The following is an 18348-nucleotide window of genomic DNA, read 5'->3' on the forward strand; positions in this document are numbered from 1 at the left end:
GGTTCGTCGGGCCGAGCGCCGGGCGATCCACGAGCGATTCCCGTACACAGCGCCAGTATCCAGTGAGGTGAAATTGAGCACCAACCCCTTCGATGATGAAGACGGCCGCTTCTTCGTCCTGGTCAACGACGAAGAACAGCATTCCCTGTGGCCTGCCTTTGCGGAGGTCCCGGCCGGATGGCGGGTCGTGTTCGGCGAGGACAGCCGGGCCGCCTGCGTCGAGTACGTCGAGAAGAACTGGACCGACATGCGTCCCAAGAGCCTGCGCGACGCGATGGCCGCCGACGACGCGGCCCGTCAGGGCGCCCAGTCCTGATCCCGCGGTAGCCGAATACTGCGCTGGGACAACCCGACTGCGTGATGCCGTAAGCCGGTGTCACGCAGTCGGCGTGCCCGGCTATGATGACAACCGCTTGTCACCCCACGCCTCCTTAGCTCAGTGGTAGAGCACTCGCCTTGTAAGCGAAAGGTCGTCAGTTCAATCCTGACAGGGGGCTCAAACCGTCCCTGACCTGCTGAAACATCAGGTCAGGGATTTCATTTAGGCGGAGCACAGTGCTCGAACAGCACTAAACTGTTAGTTTGGTGGGTATGACCGTCGCTCGGAACCGGCAACCGCGCAACCTCGATGCGGGCCCGTTCGAGCCCGTGATTCGGTCGTTCAAACTCCACCTCAACGCCGAAGGTAAGTCTCCGAAGACCGTCAACACCTACGTCGAGGCGGTTCAGTGGTTCGCCGGCCAACATCTGCGCAGTGAGACCGACCGCGTGGATTGGGCTGAAGTCGTCGCCGACGATCTCAAGGCGTGGATGGTCTGGCTGCTCGATCGCTACTCGGACAGCTATGCGAACAATCAGTATCGGGCGTTGCAGCAGTTCTTCAAGTGGTACGCGGACGAGGAAGATTTGCCGAATCCGATGGCGAAGATGAAGCCGCCGAGGATCAAGGAAACGGTCGTCCCGGTCTTCACTGAGGACGAGCTTTCGGCTCTGTCGCGCACATGTGGCGGCAAGACCTTCGTAGACCGGCGGGACCAAGCCATCGTCGAAATGTTCAAAGCGACCGGCATCCGACTGTTCGAGATGGCTGACATCAACTACGTACCGAACGCACCCGACCGCAGCGACATCGACCTCGACCGCCGCGAGCTGATCGTACGGGGCAAGGGCGGCAAGGAGCGTCGCTGCAAGTTCGGTTTCGAGGCCGCACGAGCCGTCGACCGCTACGTGCGCCTCCGGTCCAAGCACACACATGCGGAGAGCCCGAAGCTGTGGCTGGGCGTCAACAACCGGCCGCCGATGACAGCCCACGGCATCTATCAGATGATCGTTCGCCGCGGGGAGGACTGCGGTGTCGCCGTCAACCCGCACAAGTTCCGGCATCACTTCTCGCACACCTGGCTCGACAACGGTGGCGGTGAAGGTGACCTGATGGAGCTCAACGGCTGGACCTCACCGCAGATGCTCGCCCGGTACGGTGCCAGCGCCCGGAACGCACGGGCGAGGCGCACCTACGACCGCATCATGTCTGGCAACAAATAGGTCGTTGTTTGATTCGGTGGCTTCGCGGCATCCCCAGAGTGGGGTAGATGAAGCAACCTAGCGAAGCGATACGGTGACCACCATGCATGAGGACCTGAGCGCATGGGCCGAACGGCTTGCGCGGAAGCATCTGCGTGAGCTTCCTTCTCGGCTAAAGCATGTCGAAGGCGTAGCGCGGCAATCGAGGCGAATAGCCGGCCTAGTCGACGACCCAACTCTATTAGTTGCGGCTGCCTGGCTCCATGACATTGGCTATGCACCACACGTCGTTGAAACCGGTTTCCATCCGCTCGACGGTGCTGAGTTCCTTAGAACACAAGGCGCACCGGACCGGCTGTGCGCTCTCGTTGCGAATCACTCGTGTGCGCATGTTGAAGCGCGACGCCGAGAGGTGTCGCTGCCGTGGCCTGACGAGCGCACTGCGCTACGAGATGCACTCTGGTGGGCCGACATGACAACGGCGCCGACAGGCAAGACTGTGGACGCGAGGGATCGTCTCGCAGAGGTTCGCGAACGGTACGGCCCTGACCATGTTGTGACTCAGTCGATTGCAGAGGCCGCGTCCGAAATACTTGAGGCCGTCGACCGGACGGAGTCCTTGCGTCACGCCGTCACGTGAAGTACGGACCGTCCTGCGGATCTAGCGCGCGTTTGATCCGCAGTGCTATTGAGGGATGAATATCGAGTGCGGATAGGTCGCGAGGGGAAACCCAAAGCACTTCTTTGGATTCTGAACTGGTCTCCAACGTCCCGCCAATCGGTTCGGCGCGGAAGCAAATTGAAAACTCTTGCCTAACTTCACCATCATCGTATGCAATTACATGTTTCGGATTCGAGAAGATTCCGACGAGACTCGTGATTTGAACCGCAATGCCCGTCTCTTCGAGTACTTCACGGATGACGGCATCGGTAACCGTCTCGCCAACATCGAGGCCACCGCCAGGGATTGAGTACTTGTTGTTATCGGTCCGGCGAATCATTAGGATATTGCCAGTGTAATCTCGCACAAACGCGCTGACCGCGACTTTAATGCTGTTGGCAATCGGCGCATTCGGGTCATCGAAATAGTCGATTCGACTCATTCCCTTACCTTTCCATAGATGCGTTTTGCCAGACGTGCTCGAAACTCGTCATGTACGTCTCAAAAAGGTCTCCAGCGGGAAGCTGGCGCAGGTGCATAGCCGGTGCGTACGCCCCTGGAAGTCCGTAGGCATGCATGTTGACGATCATCTCGTTGTCGAATCTGAACACTGAGTTGTACAGCGTCGTGTCGTGATACCGGAGTTCGACACCGTCAATGCCGCCGAGCGGCTCAATGAGAGCGAGCGCGTTGCTGATCCTTGATGCCACTGTTCCCTCGGCGAGCCTTTCCTCGGCACTCCGTTTTCCTGCTTCGGGAGCCTCTGGTCGCCCGAAGAGCAGCCGCACTTTCAAGCCGTCCCGTGTCTTCTTTCGCACCACGCGAGTGAAATCAGGTTCTTCGGCGAGGAATAGGCCAGCAAGCACCAAGATATCCAGACGTTCGCACGTAGCCGACAGCAAACGCTTCCACAATTCGCTGGGGATCGAACTGCGGTGAGGGTAAACCTTCAGAACTTCAGACTCGGCTACCTCGGCCTTTTTCTCAGGCGCTAGCGCATCCGGCCATAGGTAATTCTCCGTCTCTTGGACCAACGCTGCGACCTTATGGCGGTGGCGGGGATAGGGCGTTCGCGCCTTGGTGATCCAGCGCTCCACCGTCTTGGGCTCGACGCCGGTTTCTACTGCGACGGCAGCGATATCGAGGCCGGCTTGCTGCAGCGCGTTGCGAAGGCGTTCATTCGCCATGCCGTCTCCAAGTTAGGGACTTCTAGGGACTTCTTCACGGTACCCGAGACGTCTTCACACGTCCAGCTATGTGGTGCTTCGGCGCGCTGATTCAGCGAAAAGTGGCGAATAGCAACAAATTTCCACTTCCGAAGGGAGCAATGTCGCGATGGACCGGACTTCTACTGAGGCGCGCAAGCTGATCAGTCTCAAAGCGGCCGCCGCAATGGTCGACGTGGACACCAGAACGATTCGTAACTGGATCGCCGCGGGCGACCTCGCTGGGTTCCGAGTGAACGGTCACCTTTTGCGGGTGGAGCGAGGCGAAGTTCTTGCCCTCATTCAGCCGACTGATGTAGTCGAGTCAGGCGGTGCGGCATGAGCACCCCTGTCGAGCGGATGCTGCAGGCCAAGATTGCGGCTCACGAGTCGTGGGCTCGCACTTCTGATCGTGCGGCGCGGACCGCCAAGGCGCGCAACGTGATGCTGAGCAAGTTCGAACGGCTCGTCGATCCGGATGGGCTCCTGAACCCAGACGAGCGCGCCTACCGCGTCGAGCAAGCCAGGAAGGCGCACTACACGCGCATGGCACTGAAGTCAGCACAGAGCCGTCGTCGGCGTTGTGAAGGCCGGCGCAAGGGCGGTGAGTTGTGATGCGCGCCCGAACATTTGGCTTGGCTCTGGCTGCGGTGGCGATCGGCTACCTGGTGTTGACGCACGCGGCGGTGGTCGGGTTCACGGTGATGCTGCTGGGTGCGATCGCGTTGTGGCGTTCGTCGCGTCGGTGGGGGGTTCGGCGATGAGCGCGAACGAGCCTGTTCACGATCCGGCGGTTCTGCTGGACGAGCTGGACGCGATCATTCGTGAGCAGGAGCTGCTGCGTCAGCGGACTGCCGTGTTGCAAACCAGCTACCAGGCGTTGGAGCCGTCCCCGAACAGCTTCGACAGGGTCGACATCAAGGCGACAGCGAATCGTCTGTCCTACGTGCACGAGTCCTACATGGACGCCCCGCTCGTCTTCTTGCGCTTGGCGCGGGAAAGCGCTTCCAGTATCGGAGAGCGCCGGCAGCGCGACCAGGTTGCCCGCCAGGTAGACGACCCTGAATCGGCCTACTCCCCGCTATCGATTCGTTTCCACGGCAACGGCGATTGCACGCAGGTCCGTTGCGGTGCGCCGGTTCCGGTGTCCTCGGAGTTCGCTCGGGCGCGCACGCGTGAGTTGGCGGATCGGCCGCGGGTTGATCGGGGGCGGTCGCGGTGAGCGCGGATTGGCGGGACATGCCCGTGCAGCATGTGCAGCACGTGACCTATGTCGATCGCGGGCGTGGTCATACGCCGTTGCATTCGATGGCCGGCCCGGAGTTCACCGGGGCGGGTGCGGTGTACGCCCCGTTGGGGTTGCTGCCGCCGATGGTCCGGTTGGCCGCACTCGGGTTGTTGCTGTTGATCGCGATGGGCGCGTGCACCGCGGCGTGGGTGGACTACCAGCAGTACACGCCCTCGCCGAACATCTGCCGGTCGGTGAATGCTGGTGTGCCGCAGGAGAAGCCGGGTTCTTGTGTGCCCGCGTCGCAGGCGCCGGGGGTGGGGAGATGACCACGCCGGACAACGAACGCGACAGCTTGTTGGCGGAGTTCCGTCGGTTGTCGACTGTCGAGGGCGTGCTGTCCGACATCGACGGCGCCGCGTGGGAGTCAATGGAGCGCAGAGACTTCGCGGACTCGGTGGGCGAGATCACCAAGCTCAACCAAATCCGATCCGCACGCAGGGCAGTGCATGAGGAGACGAGTCGGGCACGCAACCGCTACCTCGAGCACTTCTACGGCAAGGACGGTGCCGACGAGCTCCGTGCCGAGGTGCAAGCACAGCTGCGGACCCGCGGAATTCGGCGGTCGCGATGAGCAGGTTCCTCGATCCGGACGGCGAACGGCATGGGTTGCCGACGTGGCCATGGGGTCTGGCACCAGCGCATCTGCGGACGCGTCGTCAGCTCGCCGCGGAGGGGCAGCGGCCAGGTGGTGAGTACGAGGGGCAGGTGTTGCGGGCGCGGGGTGGGTCGCGGGGGCCGTTGAAGGCGTACCTGTACGACGCGGATTCGGCTGTGCCGAAACGGGTTCCGTCCGAGGCGCAGTTGGAGGCGTTGGAGCTGGCGCGGTGGGAGCGCTCGGTCACCGCGTGTGAGCGGCGCGGGATCGACGCCACGGATATGCGCGCGGTGATCGAGCAAGCCCGCGCAGATATCGCCGCCCAGCGCGCCGCCCGTCAGGCCCCTCGAAGTCGAAGGGAGCGAAACCGATGAACCACAACACCAGCCACAGCCGGGCGGCGGGGCGGGCGAGCCGTTACGCCGGCCTGGAGTTGGAGTACGCCGACCAGATCATTGCTGGTCTGCGGGCGCACGGGTTGGGCTATCAGGAGATCGCCCGGACCTTGGGTATCCGTGCCCGCCGTGTCGAGGCGACGCTCGGGGAGATCGGTGTCCTGCACGGGCGCGGGGTCAGCCTGACCGAGATCGCGGTGCGGGTGGGGTTGCCGCGCAGCACTGTTCATGACATCGCCGGGGCTCAGCAGCGGCAGTCGACGGCTCGGAAAACCGCTGTGCTGGCCGCTATTTCGGACATGCACGGGATGCAGCGCGATGTACTGGGCTGGTTTCTGGGTATGGAACGCAACCACGTGCTGAGCCTGGTCAAACAACTGCACAAAGAAGGTTCGATCCATAAGCCCGCCGAGGTGCAGGCCGGAGAGAAATGGGTTGTCCCGACCCGGGTGACCGCGGCCCGCTACCTGGGTTGGCGTCCGGCTGATTGGCATCCGCCGCTGGGGTTGGCTGAGCACTACCGGGCGGTGGCTCAGGCGCGGGTGATGCTCGTCGGCGCTGATCGGGCGTTGTGGGTGCCCGAGCGGGTGTTGCGCCACCGCATCGGCAAGACCGCCGGCCCGAACGGCAAAACCCGCTCCGGTGAGCCGCTCCTCTCGTCGGGCCGCACCCCGCTGCTCGGTCACCCGCACGTGCACGACGGCCGGTTCCTGGGGGTGGTGGAAGGCACCTACGGCTGGTGGGCCCTCGAAGTCGAGTTGTCGAAGAAGGACCCCGAGCACATGGACATCGCGCTCAAAGGCGCGATCCGCGCCGCCCGTGACGCGACCGAGGAAGCCATGGTCGGGGTGCTGTATCTGTGCCGCACGCCGGCGGTGATCGACAACGTCAACGCCGCCTACGACCGCCTGCCCGACCACGAGTTCGGTGAGGTGCTGGCGCTGGATCTGCTGGTGCGTGACTTCGACCAGAAGTGGCGCAAGTTCCTCACCGACTACGCCGCGCGCCGCGAAGCCGCCAAAGCCGCGAGCTCGAATCGCCGCCGCCGCACCCTCATTCACCTCACTTCCCGGGAAGCCTCATGAGCAACCAAAACTGCCAGCCCATCCTCACCCCCACCGACTGCGACCCCCTCGGCACCGCGACCGCCGCACCGCCGGCGGCACCACCACCCACCTCGACACCCGCCGAGCAGGCGCCGCCGATCCATGTGCATCCGGTCAGACCGCCGATCAAACAACTCGACGGCATCGACCTGCCCGACTTCAGCGGCGCGGTCCATCACGCCGGAACCGCCGCGGTCGCCGGTCTGGTGCTCATGGTCATGCTGGTGATGATCGTCGCGGTCGCCACCTGGTGGCCGTTGACGGTGCATCGGTTGCGGAACTTCGCGATCGCAGCGCTGTTGCTGCCCGCGGCCTCCGCGCTGGCGGGTGGTTCGTGGACGACGCCGGCGTCGCTGTTGTGGTCCGGCGCCGAGCGGGTCGCCGACGGGGATTGGGCCGGGGTGCGGATGATGCTCGCACTCGGTGTCCCATTCGCGGCGCTGACCGCGACCTATCTGCGCGCCAGGTTCGTGCACAAGGTCCGCACGGTCGGGTTGAAGAACCTCGGCCGCACCGAACGAGTCAGCGAGGCGATGCTCGCCCGGGAGTTCGCCCGCGCCGCCAAGACCGCACAACACGGCGCCCCCTACACCACCGCGGATGGGATCGTGCTCGGCCCCCTGGCGAAAACCACCACCTCCAACACCCCAGGGTTGTGGCGCAGCCTGACCGCACGCCACGAGCAGTGGATGGTCATCCCCCACAAGCAGGCTCGCCGTCACATCGCCTGGGTCGGCTCGACCGGTTCGGGAAAGACCGAGGGGATCAAACGCTACTTCGCCGGAATGCTCGACTACGAGTGGACCGCCTGGCAGCGCTGGAAAGACGTGCCCGCCATGCGCGGGCGGCACTTGCGCCCGTTGTCGGTGATCATCTCCTGCAAGGGCGGCCGCGACGACATCGAACTCGGTCGCGAGATCCGGGATATCGCCCGCCGCAAGGGAATCGAGGCCCACCGTATCGCGGTGGTGGTGCCGGGCGGGGACCGGCTCGAGATGTGGGAGGGCACTCCGGCCCGGGATCTGCGTGCCGCGGTGGGGGATCTGCTCAATGCCGGGGAAGCCACCACCAGCGAGGGCCAGCATTTCGACGAGATGCGCCGGCGCATCGTGTCTTTGGTGTGCATGGCCCCGATCGGGCCGCCGCGCTCGTTCGCCGAGTTCGTGGAACGCCTGAACACCGACGTGCTCCTCGACGCCTGGGGACAGGACGCCAACGTCAAACGGATGCTGGACGCGATGCAGGAGGAGAAGGTCCCCCAGCTCGACGACGCGTTGATCAAGGCAAGCAACTTGTTCGAGCTGCTCCAGGACCAGTCCGGGCAGACCGTGTTCGACGGCGGCCGCGATCTCGACGAACTCGACGTGCTCTATGTGACCGTCCCCGGCCTGGACAAGGACGCCGCCCGCGCCCAAGTCGCCGCCATTCTGCGGATGGTGATGCAGCGCGCCGGACGCACCGCCCGCGATCAGCGGCGTTCGGTGTCGCTGATCATCGACGAACTCTCCGCGCTCACCACGGCCAAGGGCGCGATCGGGCTCACCGACGTGTGCGAGCGCGGCCGCTCCCAAGGCATCGCGCTGCTGGTCACCGCCCAATCCCAGGAAGGTCTCGCACCCGATGCGTGGGGTTTGAACCGGCTGCTCAAAGCCTGCGCGGGCGGGGTGATCCTCGGCTACAGCGAGAACGCCGGCGACTTGTGCAAGCACCTGGGTTCGGTGCGGTCGATGCTGCCGTCGCGGCATCTGATCAAAGGCCAGCGCCACGGCGACGAAGGCCAGGTCTCGGTCGGTGAGAAATGGCTCGTCGACCCCGACGTGCTGCGCCAGCTCGACACCGGGCAATTCGTCTACGCCCGCGCCCGCCACGCCGCCTGGGGCCACATCGTCCGCGTCGAAGACCACCCACTGACCCCCATGCCCGGCACCCCCGCCGCCGCAGCAGCCCGCAAGAGCGCGGGCAAACCGCTCATCTCCGGCGACACCGCCGTCGCCTGAACCATCCCTGTCCGAAACCTGTTGAAAGGCAACCAGAAATGCGCAACCGTCCCGAACACCACCACAACGACGACCCCGACGACAACCACACACCACCGCCACGGCGAGCGGGTGAACCACGCGAACCGGGCGAGCCGACCGCGATCCGCGACATCCTCGCCGCCGAGTTCGCCGACTACCTCGCCGACGTAGTCGCCAAAACCCCACCACCGGACAACCCCGACGACACCACCCCCACACCACCGGCTCGCCCGAATCTGCGCCTGATCACCACCACACCCGACAAGTCCGGTACCGCGGACTGGGACGAACCATTGACCGTCGACGACGCCATCACCGCTGCCCGTACGGCGCGGCGGAAGGTGGTGCGCGGCGCGGCCGGCGGCACTGCGGTTGTGGTCACCGCTGGCGTGGTCGCGGGCTGGGGTGAACCGCTCATCGTGACCGGCCCACTGGCCATCTACGGCACCGGATGGCTGGGCTACCTGTGGTGGAACGCCGCCCTGCGTCCGACGCTGGGCCAGATCCTCGCCGCCGTGTTCGGCGGCCTCAGCACGGCGTGCGCGGTCGTGCTCACCACCCTCGCCACCCTCGCCCGCGGACTCGTCGAGCGCGTCGATACGGCGCGTTCACGTCACGAAACCACCCGTACCGCAACGACATCTCCGTCGGCCTGATCAGGAAGGACCCAATCATCGTGAATCCCAACCTCATTCGCCCCGTGCTGGTCGGTGTCGCCGCCGGAATGGGCGTGTTCGCCACGCTGTACGCACTCATCGAATTCGACCCGTGGGACACCCTCGCAGAGCATGCCGCCCGCCGCCAGCTCACCCCCGGTGAGCGCGCCGAACTCGACCGACTGGACACCGCCGCGCGGGAACAAGCCGCCCGCTACCGGGAACTCATCGAACACGACGAACACGCCCACGCCGAACGCGCCGCCGCGGGTTTCAATCCGGACCTGTTGAGCGTGGCGATGCCCGTGGGCAGCCCACGTGAACTGGATCTGGCGCAACTCGTGGCCGAGATCGTGCACGCCGAACACTCCTACCGCCATGGCGACGCCGGATTGGTGTACCCGCATCGCGAAGCCCTCTATCAGGAATTCCGGCGCCGCGACGACTGGCGAGCCCGAGCAGTCGCCTCCCGGGTCGATCGCCTGCGCCTCGACATCGCGTGCGACCGCGTCAAAACAGCGCGCGCCCAACCACTTCTGAGCGACTCCGCGCCGGTGGCGCTTCCGTCGTTCGAAGGCGATTCCGTCTATCGGGAATTGGGCGGCTCGGATGTCGCAGACCCAAAACCCGGGTGGTGAGCAGCGCATGTCTGAGCACCGAAACGAACCGGTCCTGCCGAGTCCGGCCAAGCTCTATCGGCAGGTGGGCGAGGTCGTCGACCGGATCGAGGAACTGCGGACCGAGGTAGCGCGGCTGACGAAGCGCTACCGGCAGCTGGCCGCCTCTCCGGAGGCGTTGGCCGTCGATGACCTCGGTGAACCGATCACCGCCGTCGAGGCCAACGACAGTGTCCTCAACGGTCTCGAGCTGGCTGACGCCGACCTGCAAGCCGGTGCCGAATGGCTGAACACCACCCGTGCCCGGCATGCGAGCCGACTCAAACTCACCGACACCGCTGGCCAGCAGCGCGAACAACGACTGCGCGCGCAGCAGCGCGGACGCACCCGATAGTCCCGAAATCCATTGTCCCCGAGAGGAATTCCTGTCATGTCTGACCGTAGTCCCGAAGACGAATTGATCGCTGAAGCTGTCGCGTTCGGCCGGGCGTTCAAGCACATGCTCCACGCTCACGCCCAAGCCGCCACCTGGCTGGAGCGTCGTCGTATCCGCAAGCAGATCAGCCAGAAACTGCGTGAGCAGCGCCGCGCTGAGCAGGGCGCGCGGGAGCATCAGCTGAGCTGGACACAGCAGATGGTCGACCGCTACCGCACCCACGCGGCGATCGTCGCCGAGCGCGCGGAGAACCCGAATGTCTATCACACCCGCCGGTATGAGGATTCGCGGGCCTTGGCTGAGCACGCGGACTATCTGCGGGAAAAGATCATCGATAATTCCCGGCTGACGCTGACCGAGCGCGGTATCGCTTTGGACGGGCTGGACGCGGCCACGGTGTTCCCGCACCTCGAGACGGGCCGGTTGTTCGATCGCGCCCACAAGGTCAAGGGAATCGACGCCCTGCGCTACCGGGCGCGGGTGGCGCAGGAGAAGACCGGCCGGGCCCAGAGGGTTCGGGAGGTCCCTCGAGACCAGGGTCAAACCGCCGATCTGCCGAGGGTGAACGAGCCGGAGCGGTTCGCCACGCGGCTGACGTGGTCGGATCCGCAGGGCTGGGTGTGGAGCGAACTCGGCTCGGCCAGGACCGAGGCTGCGGCGGCGGACTGGGTCCACGACAATCTCGCCCGCGCGAATTGGATGCCGGACACCACCGTCGAGCTGAACATCACCGACACCCACGACCAGACGGCGCCGATATACCGCGACTACGGCGAACCCCGCGCGGTCGCGGGAAACCTGGCCGCTTACACCGGCGCCCAGCAGCGCACGCTTCGGCGGGATGCGGCGGCGGAGGCCGCGCACGGGCGGCGGTGGACCAGCGTCGTGCGCTACCACGCACCCGGTGATCTCGACGCCGACCGAATCTCGGTGCTGCGCGGGTACCACGACGACCGGGAAGACTCGGCTCGGTGGGTGCACGACACCGTGAAGTCGCTGAACATCGCACCGCGCACCCGGGTGTCGGCGACGTTGTGGGACACCGGCGCGGTCCAGCCCACCCACGTCGCCGCGGGCAGCCCGAGCGAGGTGATCGAGGACATCCGTGAACGCTGGTACCGCTACGGCGCGCAGATCAGCTACGTGCCCGAAGGCGCGGACCAGGCGGTACACGAAACCCGCGGCCACGTCAGCGAGGCCGAATGCGTGGACTGGACCCGCCGCCAGCTCGACGCGATCCGTCCCGCGCCAGGCACACACGTGCAGATCGGCGTCTACGACAGCGACCGCAGCGACCACGACCCGGTATTGCGCACCGAGGGCCCGATCGGCATGGTCGCCGACGAACTCGACGCCCTGCGCGAGCAGCACCCACCCCAGACCCGCCCGCAGCAGGCACACTCAGCGGAGCCACCCGACGCCGGCGCCGACGATTCCCGGCTCGCGCAGGTCGAACGCCAGCTCACCGATATCGCCGCCGACCGTGACCGGCTCGGCTCCCGCGTCGAAATCCTCCAGCGCGGGCTGGACGCGGTTACCGCCGACCGGGATGAGATCCGCCGCAAACTCGGCAACGCCGAATCCCAGATCGAGTCGTTGAAGAACCGCAATCAGCGCCTGGCCACCGAGATCGGCGAACTGCAGGACCGCCCGAGCATGGATGCTGTCGCCGCGGAACGAGATCGCTACAAGCGCGAACGCGACGAAGCCGTCACCAAGCTCGCCGCGCGCATGCCGCGTGAGCAGCGTTACGGCAGTAAGGAACGGGTCGAGTTCGACGAACTCGGCAACACTCAGCGCTGGTCGCGCGAGGCATCAGACGCCGGCGACCGCGATGGGCTCACCGAAGCGGCTCGCGCCGCGCGTGAGGCGTTCGACGAGGCGATCGTCGAGCAGATGTCGGCCGATTTCGTCAAAGCCCACGGTGACATCTATGACGAGCCGAAGATGCGCCAGTTCGCGCGTGAATGGCTGACCAACGCGAGCGAGCAGCATGAACCGCCCGGTATTGCCCGTGACGTCAGCGAGCGGAATGGTCAGCGGCGCAACGGTATCGAGCGGGGGCGTTGAGATGGACCACAACGACGAGCAGCCGGTCCCGACCGACGCCGAGATCCGAGCCGCGGCAAGCGAACTGCGGGAGACGATCGCACTCAAGAGCGGGGAACTGGCCGACCGGCTCCTTGCCCGCCCGGAGTTCGGCACCGAGGACTGGAAGCGCGACCGCGACCAACGTGACACCCCCGAAGGCCATCGGAGGCTGGCGCACTGGCACCTGACCAAGCTGCGCATCGACCGTGCCGCCGACATCGATCCGGTTGGCAACGTGCTCAACGCCCGCGGGTTCGGCGCCAGCTGGCAGCAGATCGGCGCCGCCTACGGAATCAGCGCCGAGGACGCCGCCGCGCGCTGGGAACGGTCAGCAACCGCCTACATCGAACGCTACAGCGGCACCGCGATCATCCCGGCCCGCGAAACCACCACCAGCGCAACCGAAACCGAGACGACCGAGGATCGGCCTCGTAACCGGATCGAACGGAGCCGTTGACATGGAACCCGAACACGAAGACGCCATGCGCACCGACTTCGCCGAACTGGTCCGGTTGCGTGATGAGGTCCTCCACGCCGAGGTGCTGGATCGCCCCAACAGCGAGGTGAAGGCTCTCGATGACCAGCGCCACAACCTCGAACAGCGCTGGTCGAACGGACCGCACGCCCAAGCGTGGAAACACTTGTGCTCGGCGTACCGCGATTGGGAGCGAAACCCGGAGAGGGTGCGCCAGTTCCTGGCGTGGACCGAGCATTACCGCGATATCGGCCACGAGCGGCTCACCGCGGTCGAGCAGCGCAACATCGAGCAGGCCCGTGAGCTGTCGGGCAACACCTTCCACGTCGACTACGAACGCAACGCCCCGGACGCGGCCCGATTCACCCCGGAAATGCCGGTGCCGGCATTCGGCCCCGTGCGGCGGCGCATCGAGCGGGGGCGATGAGGATGCACCTCGAGCATGAGGAAGCGATGCGGGAGGCGTTCACCGAACTCGACCGCCTCACCCGCGCCGCGTACGCACCGACTGCGACCGAGGCCAATATCAATCGCCTCTACACCGAGGGCGCGGCGATCGATCAGGGCTGGTCCTACGGCCCGCACCACCAGCAGTGGGCGTTTCTGAAAGGTGTTCGCTCCCAGTGGGAATGCGAACCCGAGCAGGTCCGGTCGATGCTGCGGCACTGCGGCGGTGGCGGCTTGGATGGTGTGCAGCGTCGCAGTATCGAGCAGGCCCGCATCCTCACCGCCGGCACACGCCCGGAAATCGAGCGAGGCCGGTGAGACGATGAACGCTCAACCCGCGCAACCGAATCCGGCCGGTAAGACGTGTGGACGCTGTGATCGGGTCAAACCGCCGCTGCGGCGCGGGCTGTGCGGGGCCTGTTACCAACGGACCCGCGAGCGCAACCGCGCTTATGGCCGCTGGGATCCGGACCGTGCGGCCGCGGATCCGGTGCGCGAGCACGTCACTCAGTTGGAGAAGGCCGGTCTCAGTCACCGGCGACTGGTCGAACTGGCCGAGCTGAACCGCTCGACGTTGGCCGCTCTGCTGCACGGCCGTCCGGGATTGCATCCGCCGCAATGGATTTCGCGTGCCGTCGCTGATCGGATCTTGGCGGTACAGGTCCCGCAGTCCGCGGTCGAAGTCGCCGCCCCGAACGCCGTGGTCGCGGTGCTGGGTGCGCAGCGGCGCTTGCGAGCGCTGGTCGCCGACGGGTGGCCCCAAGCCGTGCTGGCCGACGAGCTGGGGATGGCACGCAACAACTTGGGGCCGTTGATGCACGGCGAGCATCCGATCACCGCTCGCCGCCACCGCGCGGTTGCCGAGCTGTTCACCCGTAAGCAGCTCATCCCTGGGCCGTCGCAGCAGGCCCGCGAGTACGGGCGGGCGCAGGGGTGGGCGCGGTCGTGGCAGTGGGACGAAGACAGCATCGACGACCCCAAAGCGCGGCCGATCCCGTCGCACTACCAGCGCAAAACCACCCCCCGCACCGAACTCGGCTGGGCCGTGCACGCCCCCACCCCTTCCCTGAATAACCGCGACGACCGCTACGTCGCCGAAGACCTCGCGGTGCCGGTACGGCGTCGCCGAATCGAAAGGACCCGTTGAGATGGAACATGAGCACGAAGAAGCGATGCGCGCCGAGTTCAGCCAGTACGTCGAATTGTGGCGGGCTACCGACCCGCCGGAAGTCAGCCAAGCCGACTACAACGAGGCCCACGACGCCATCGACTTCATCGATCACCTCTGGCAGACCGGTCCGCACGCCAAACACTGGGACTACCTCAAGGACGCTCACCAGGACTGGACTGCCCGACCCCAGACCATGACCCGGTTCCTCGATGGCATCGCCGAGGATCGTGCCGCGGGCTACTTCGTCGGCGTCACCGATATCGAGTACCGCAGCCAGTGTCAGGCCCGCGACCTCACCGCCGCCGAACGCGCCCGCAGGCCGGAACGACCGCCGCAACAACGGGGGCGGTAGCCATGACCCAGCACCAGCCAGTCGGCCCGTCGTATCACCTGATCACCACCGCGCTGAAACGCACCATGGGCCCCGGCCACGGCACCAGCGATCCAACCCGATGGACGAACTACCTGTGCCCAGTACATGAGGGCGACGGCCGCCCGCACACCCCGAGCCTGGGTGTGCGCTACGACCCCGAGCAGGCTCGGACGATCGTGCGCTGCTGGGCCACCTGCGACGACGAAAAAGTCCTCGAGCGCCTTCCACATCCGACCGAGAACCGCCAACTCGGTGTGCGCGACATGTTCGACCGCCTCCCCGAACGCCGTCACGACGCCACCACCCATCGCGGCGGGAGGCGCGAGGGCACCGCCGAGGTGGTCTCGCCGGTGGAGAAGGCGATTCTGGCCGCGCGTTTGCCGATCTTGTCCAAACCGGATTTGGGGGTGCAGACCGGTGTCCCGGAGAAGGTCGACGCCTACCTCTACCGCTGGCCCGACGGCCACGTCGAGGGCGCGGTGATTCGCGTGCACACCCCGCACGAGCACGGTGTGCGCAAGTCGTTCTATCAACGCCATCTCACCGGGACCGGCTGGGAGGACGCGGGTTTCGCGCCGATACCGTTCCAGCTGCCCGATATCCGCGAAGCCCTCGACACCGGCCGCGAAATCTATGTGTGCGAGGGCGAGAAGGACGTACTGCGCGCCAATCAGGCCGGGCAGATCGCGACCTGCAACGTCGGCGGCGCCGGATCGTGGACGCCCGAGCACGCGCGCTGGCTGGCCGGCGCGGGCCGGGTGATCGTCGTCGCCGACCGAGACCGGCCCGGCTACCGCCACGCCGCCAAAGTCGCCGACACCCTCACCGGCCGCGTGGGGGAGGTGCGGGTCATGCAGGCCCGCGGCGGCAAAGACCTCTCCGACCACCTCGACGCCGGATACGAGCTGTCCGAACTCGAACCCGTCCGCTACCTCGACCGACCTCAGCAGCCGCCCCCATTTCGCGATCCGACCGTAAACCGGGCGCGGACACGCAGCCGCTGAACACCACAAACGAAGGGACACAACCGATATGACCTCCACTGACCTCGACCTGGTCAGCGCACCCGACAACAACCGTCATCTCGATGGGGGATCGGCTCGTCGGCCGATGCGGGCGTGGCCGGTGCTGTTGCTGGCGCTGCCGGCGTTCGTTGCGATCTGGTCGGGCTGGGTAGGGCTGGGTGAGCTGACCGGGTTCGGCCCGGTCCGTCCGCTGCCGGGGATCGCCGATAATTTCACGCTCAATACCGCGATCACGTTGCCGATCGGGATGGAGACCTACGCCTCCTACGCACTGTATGTCTGGTTGGGCCACCGCATCCGGACCGTAGGCACTCGCCGGTATGCGAAATGGTCGGCGTTCGGCAGCCTCGCCCTGGGTGCGGTCGGCCAGATCGCCTACCACCTCATGCAATCCGCGGGCGTGCGCAACGCGCCGTGGCCGGTGACCGTGCTGGTGGCCTGCCTGCCCGTCGCTGTGCTGGGCATGGGCGCCGCGCTGGCCCACATGATCCTGCGCGAACACCACCACACGGCCAGCACCGAGCAGACCGCACCAACACCCGCGGAAGGTGTTGCACGACAGCTTCACCCCGACCGGAACCCGGCAGCGGCGGCGGCCACGCGCACCCCCGACAGTGCACCACCGAATGCACCAGCCGCCACCGCGCCCGCACTGGGTGGTGCACCGCGCACCACCGATGCACCACCGCGTCGGCAGGGGGTGGTGCGCCCGCATCGACGTGTTGCACGCACGCCACGACACCGTCCGCCGGCCCGGTCCATCGGTCCGCGCGCAACGCAGGCTGATGCAGCCATCGCGGCTGATCACGGCCGGTCGGCGCCAGCGCCGGAGCCTGTCGAGGTGAAGGCGGAGCCGCCGCTACCGGCCGATAGAGACGCGTTGATCCACGAGCTCACCGCCCGAGGCATGTCGTCCCGCCAGATCGCCCCGCTCGTCGGCGTTGCTCACACCACCGTCACGCGGGTACTGGACCGGGCCAAGGCCGCACCGGCTGATGCACCACCGGCGAGCCGTGTGTCAGGCGGTGCACCGTCCGCACCAGCGCCGGTGCACACCGCGGCACGGCATGCCGGGCTTCAGGTCGTCCACGCGCCACAGGACGGCTCGGTCGAGGTGATCGATGCCGAACTCGTCGAGGACACCGAGCCCGCGAGTATCGAACAGCGGGACGGGCGGAGGCGCGTGCGATGACCGGTATCGAATGGACCGAGACGACCTGGAATCCGGTCACCGGCTGCGACCGGATCAGCGACGGCTGCGACAACTGCTACGCGCTGGCCTTGGCGAAACGGCTCAAAGCGATGGGCGCCCCCAAGTACCAGGCCGACGGCGACCCACGCACCTCCGGGCCCGGGTTCGGGGTGAGGATCCACCCCGCGGCACTCGATATGCCGGCGCGGTGGCGTGCACCGCGGCTGGTGTTCGTCAACTCCATGTCGGATCTGTTCCACGCTCGCGTTCCGGAGTCGTTCGTACGTCAGGTGTTCGAGGTGATCGCCTCGACGCCCCGGCACACCTACCAGGTGTTGACGAAAAGACCGTTGCGGATGCGGCGAATGGCTCTGCGGGGCTTGGTGTTTCCGCCGAATCTGTGGGTCGGTGTCTCCGTCGAGGACCAAGCCAGCACCGCGCGGATCACCCACCTGCGGGCGACCCCTGCCGCGGTGCGGTTCCTGTCGTGCGAGCCGCTGCTGGGCCCGATCGACCTCGACACCCACCTGTTCCCCGAGCACTGCCCCGACGGCTGCGGATGCCGACGGCCCGACGACGCCGACCGGCACGAATGCGGCTGCGGGGGAGCGTGTTCGCACTGGCGGCCGCGCCCCGCGCTGGACTGGGTGATCGTCGGCGGCGAGTCCGGTCCTACCGCCCGCGCGATGCACCCGGACTGGGTGCGCTACCTGCGCGACCAATGCGTCGACGCCGGTGTGCCGTTCTTCTTCAAACAATGGGGCGGCCGGACACCGAAACAGCACGGCCGCACCCTCGATGGCGAGATCTGGAACCAGATGCCCACCACCTGATCCCCGCGAACCCAAGCCACATCTCAAAGGCCCGCCAGGCATCCGCCGGGCGGGCCTTTTCGCGCGCTGGATGACTTCATCTGTCCGGGAATCATCCGGGACTCGTCCGGGAATGATCCGGGAGTCGTCCGGGAAAAATTAGTCCCGGACAGGTCCCGGACGGTCAACGCTCAGAGTGCCTCTGAGCTGGGTGTTTTGCGCCGTCCCCTGCCCCTGCCCGGCTGACACTCTCTATGGCTT

Annotated in this window: 25 protein-coding genes and 1 tRNA gene; 24 read left to right on the top strand and 2 right to left on the bottom strand. The window is 66.3% G+C overall.

The annotated features are described in order from the left end of the window. Positions 1-73: 73 nt before the first annotated feature. From ON39_RS03085 to ON39_RS46895, 4 genes are all read left to right on the top strand, one after another. Entirely contained in the window at positions 74-316 is a 243-nt protein-coding gene (locus tag ON39_RS03085; RefSeq protein WP_011207082.1) for an MbtH family protein, read from the top strand. 109 nt (positions 317-425) lie between these two features. After that, a tRNA-Thr gene (locus ON39_RS03090) sits at positions 426-497 on the top strand. A gap of 94 nt (positions 498-591) precedes the next feature. Beyond that, entirely contained in the window at positions 592-1542 is a 951-nt protein-coding gene (locus ON39_RS03095) for a tyrosine-type recombinase/integrase (RefSeq protein ID WP_040730605.1), read from the top strand. 82 nt (positions 1543-1624) lie between these two features. Continuing rightward, positions 1625-2161 carry an HD domain-containing protein gene (locus ON39_RS46895; protein ID WP_083894217.1) on the top strand — a complete coding sequence of 179 codons (537 nt, stop codon included), beginning with the start codon at positions 1625-1627 and terminating at the stop codon, positions 2159-2161. Here ON39_RS46895 and ON39_RS46900 read toward each other — a convergent pair. Both ON39_RS46900 and ON39_RS03105 read right to left on the bottom strand, forming a co-directional pair. Then, entirely contained in the window at positions 2154-2624 is a 471-nt protein-coding gene (locus ON39_RS46900) for an NUDIX hydrolase (protein WP_040730607.1), read from the bottom strand. The two genes, ON39_RS46895 and ON39_RS46900, sit on opposite strands and share 8 nt — an antisense overlap. A gap of 4 nt (positions 2625-2628) precedes the next feature. Beyond that, positions 2629-3369 (bottom strand): helix-turn-helix domain-containing protein, encoded by a 741-nt coding sequence (locus ON39_RS03105; protein ID WP_040730610.1) that lies wholly within the window; start codon positions 3367-3369, stop codon positions 2629-2631. 148 nt (positions 3370-3517) lie between these two features. Here ON39_RS03105 and ON39_RS51350 point away from each other — a divergent pair, with 148 nt between their 5' ends. The 20 genes from ON39_RS51350 (at position 3518) to ON39_RS03205 (ending at position 18108) form a co-directional block, all read left to right on the top strand. Beyond that, entirely contained in the window at positions 3518-3730 is a 213-nt protein-coding gene (locus ON39_RS51350) for a helix-turn-helix domain-containing protein (RefSeq protein ID WP_040730613.1), read from the top strand. Beyond that, positions 3727-4002: a hypothetical protein gene (locus ON39_RS03115; protein ID WP_246002860.1), complete on the top strand. Its 276-nt coding sequence runs from the start codon at positions 3727-3729 to the stop codon at positions 4000-4002. The genes ON39_RS51350 and ON39_RS03115 overlap by 4 nt, the downstream gene beginning before the upstream one ends. A 112-nt stretch (positions 4003-4114) precedes the next feature. Beyond that, positions 4115-4609, top strand: coding sequence for a hypothetical protein (locus ON39_RS03120; RefSeq protein ID WP_146251092.1), 495 nt, complete (start codon positions 4115-4117; stop codon positions 4607-4609). 17 nt (positions 4610-4626) lie between these two features. Continuing rightward, entirely contained in the window at positions 4627-4944 is a 318-nt protein-coding gene (locus ON39_RS03125; protein WP_146251091.1) for a hypothetical protein, read from the top strand. After that, on the top strand, positions 4941-5249 hold the full coding sequence (locus tag ON39_RS03130; RefSeq protein ID WP_040730620.1) for a hypothetical protein: 309 nt from the start codon (positions 4941-4943) through the stop codon (positions 5247-5249). Before ON39_RS03125 ends, ON39_RS03130 begins: the two co-directional genes overlap by 4 nt. Then, entirely contained in the window at positions 5246-5647 is a 402-nt protein-coding gene (locus tag ON39_RS45550) for an RRQRL motif-containing zinc-binding protein (protein ID WP_051186242.1), read from the top strand. Before ON39_RS03130 ends, ON39_RS45550 begins: the two co-directional genes overlap by 4 nt. Next, a complete protein-coding gene (locus tag ON39_RS03140) occupies positions 5644-6753 on the top strand; it encodes a helix-turn-helix domain-containing protein (protein ID WP_040730624.1) in 1110 nt (369 codons plus the stop codon). Before ON39_RS45550 ends, ON39_RS03140 begins: the two co-directional genes overlap by 4 nt. Continuing rightward, positions 6750-8771 (top strand): type IV secretory system conjugative DNA transfer family protein, encoded by a 2022-nt coding sequence (locus ON39_RS03145; protein WP_040730628.1) that lies wholly within the window; start codon positions 6750-6752, stop codon positions 8769-8771. The genes ON39_RS03140 and ON39_RS03145 overlap by 4 nt, the downstream gene beginning before the upstream one ends. A gap of 38 nt (positions 8772-8809) precedes the next feature. Next, positions 8810-9448: a hypothetical protein gene (locus ON39_RS03150; protein WP_040730631.1), complete on the top strand. Its 639-nt coding sequence runs from the start codon at positions 8810-8812 to the stop codon at positions 9446-9448. A 20-nt stretch (positions 9449-9468) separates the two neighbouring features. After that, the gene (locus tag ON39_RS03155) at positions 9469-10086 is read left to right on the top strand and encodes a hypothetical protein (protein WP_040730634.1); all 618 of its coding nucleotides are present in this window, start codon (positions 9469-9471) and stop codon (positions 10084-10086) included. Between the two features lie 7 nt (positions 10087-10093). After that, positions 10094-10459 carry a hypothetical protein gene (locus ON39_RS03160; RefSeq protein WP_040730637.1) on the top strand — a complete coding sequence of 122 codons (366 nt, stop codon included), beginning with the start codon at positions 10094-10096 and terminating at the stop codon, positions 10457-10459. Positions 10460-10495: 36 nt separating this feature from the next. Beyond that, on the top strand, positions 10496-12571 hold the full coding sequence (locus ON39_RS03165) for a coiled-coil domain-containing protein (protein ID WP_146251090.1): 2076 nt from the start codon (positions 10496-10498) through the stop codon (positions 12569-12571). Next, a complete protein-coding gene (locus tag ON39_RS45555) occupies positions 12534-13049 on the top strand; it encodes a hypothetical protein (RefSeq protein ID WP_146251089.1) in 516 nt (171 codons plus the stop codon). Before ON39_RS03165 ends, ON39_RS45555 begins: the two co-directional genes overlap by 38 nt. A gap of 1 nt (position 13050) precedes the next feature. Next, positions 13051-13494, top strand: a complete 444-nt coding sequence (locus ON39_RS03175; protein WP_051186244.1) for a hypothetical protein — start codon at positions 13051-13053, stop codon at positions 13492-13494. Further along, a complete protein-coding gene (locus ON39_RS03180; RefSeq protein WP_146251088.1) occupies positions 13491-13832 on the top strand; it encodes a hypothetical protein in 342 nt (113 codons plus the stop codon). The genes ON39_RS03175 and ON39_RS03180 overlap by 4 nt, the downstream gene beginning before the upstream one ends. A gap of 4 nt (positions 13833-13836) precedes the next feature. Next, on the top strand, positions 13837-14661 hold the full coding sequence (locus tag ON39_RS03185; protein WP_040730649.1) for a hypothetical protein: 825 nt from the start codon (positions 13837-13839) through the stop codon (positions 14659-14661). A 1-nt stretch (position 14662) separates the two neighbouring features. Further along, the gene (locus ON39_RS03190) at positions 14663-15037 is read left to right on the top strand and encodes a hypothetical protein (protein ID WP_040730653.1); all 375 of its coding nucleotides are present in this window, start codon (positions 14663-14665) and stop codon (positions 15035-15037) included. A gap of 2 nt (positions 15038-15039) precedes the next feature. Then, positions 15040-16062 (top strand): toprim domain-containing protein, encoded by a 1023-nt coding sequence (locus ON39_RS45560; RefSeq protein ID WP_051186245.1) that lies wholly within the window; start codon positions 15040-15042, stop codon positions 16060-16062. A gap of 121 nt (positions 16063-16183) precedes the next feature. Next, positions 16184-17275: a helix-turn-helix domain-containing protein gene (locus ON39_RS49960; protein WP_218006149.1), complete on the top strand. Its 1092-nt coding sequence runs from the start codon at positions 16184-16186 to the stop codon at positions 17273-17275. After that, positions 17272-18108 carry a DUF5131 family protein gene (locus tag ON39_RS03205; RefSeq protein WP_040730656.1) on the top strand — a complete coding sequence of 279 codons (837 nt, stop codon included), beginning with the start codon at positions 17272-17274 and terminating at the stop codon, positions 18106-18108. Before ON39_RS49960 ends, ON39_RS03205 begins: the two co-directional genes overlap by 4 nt. The last annotated feature ends 240 nt before the right edge of the window (positions 18109-18348 follow it).

The organism is Nocardia tenerifensis NBRC 101015, assembly GCF_000308715.1.
In the GTDB taxonomy this organism is placed as follows: Bacteria; Actinomycetota; Actinomycetes; order Mycobacteriales; family Mycobacteriaceae; genus Nocardia; species Nocardia tenerifensis.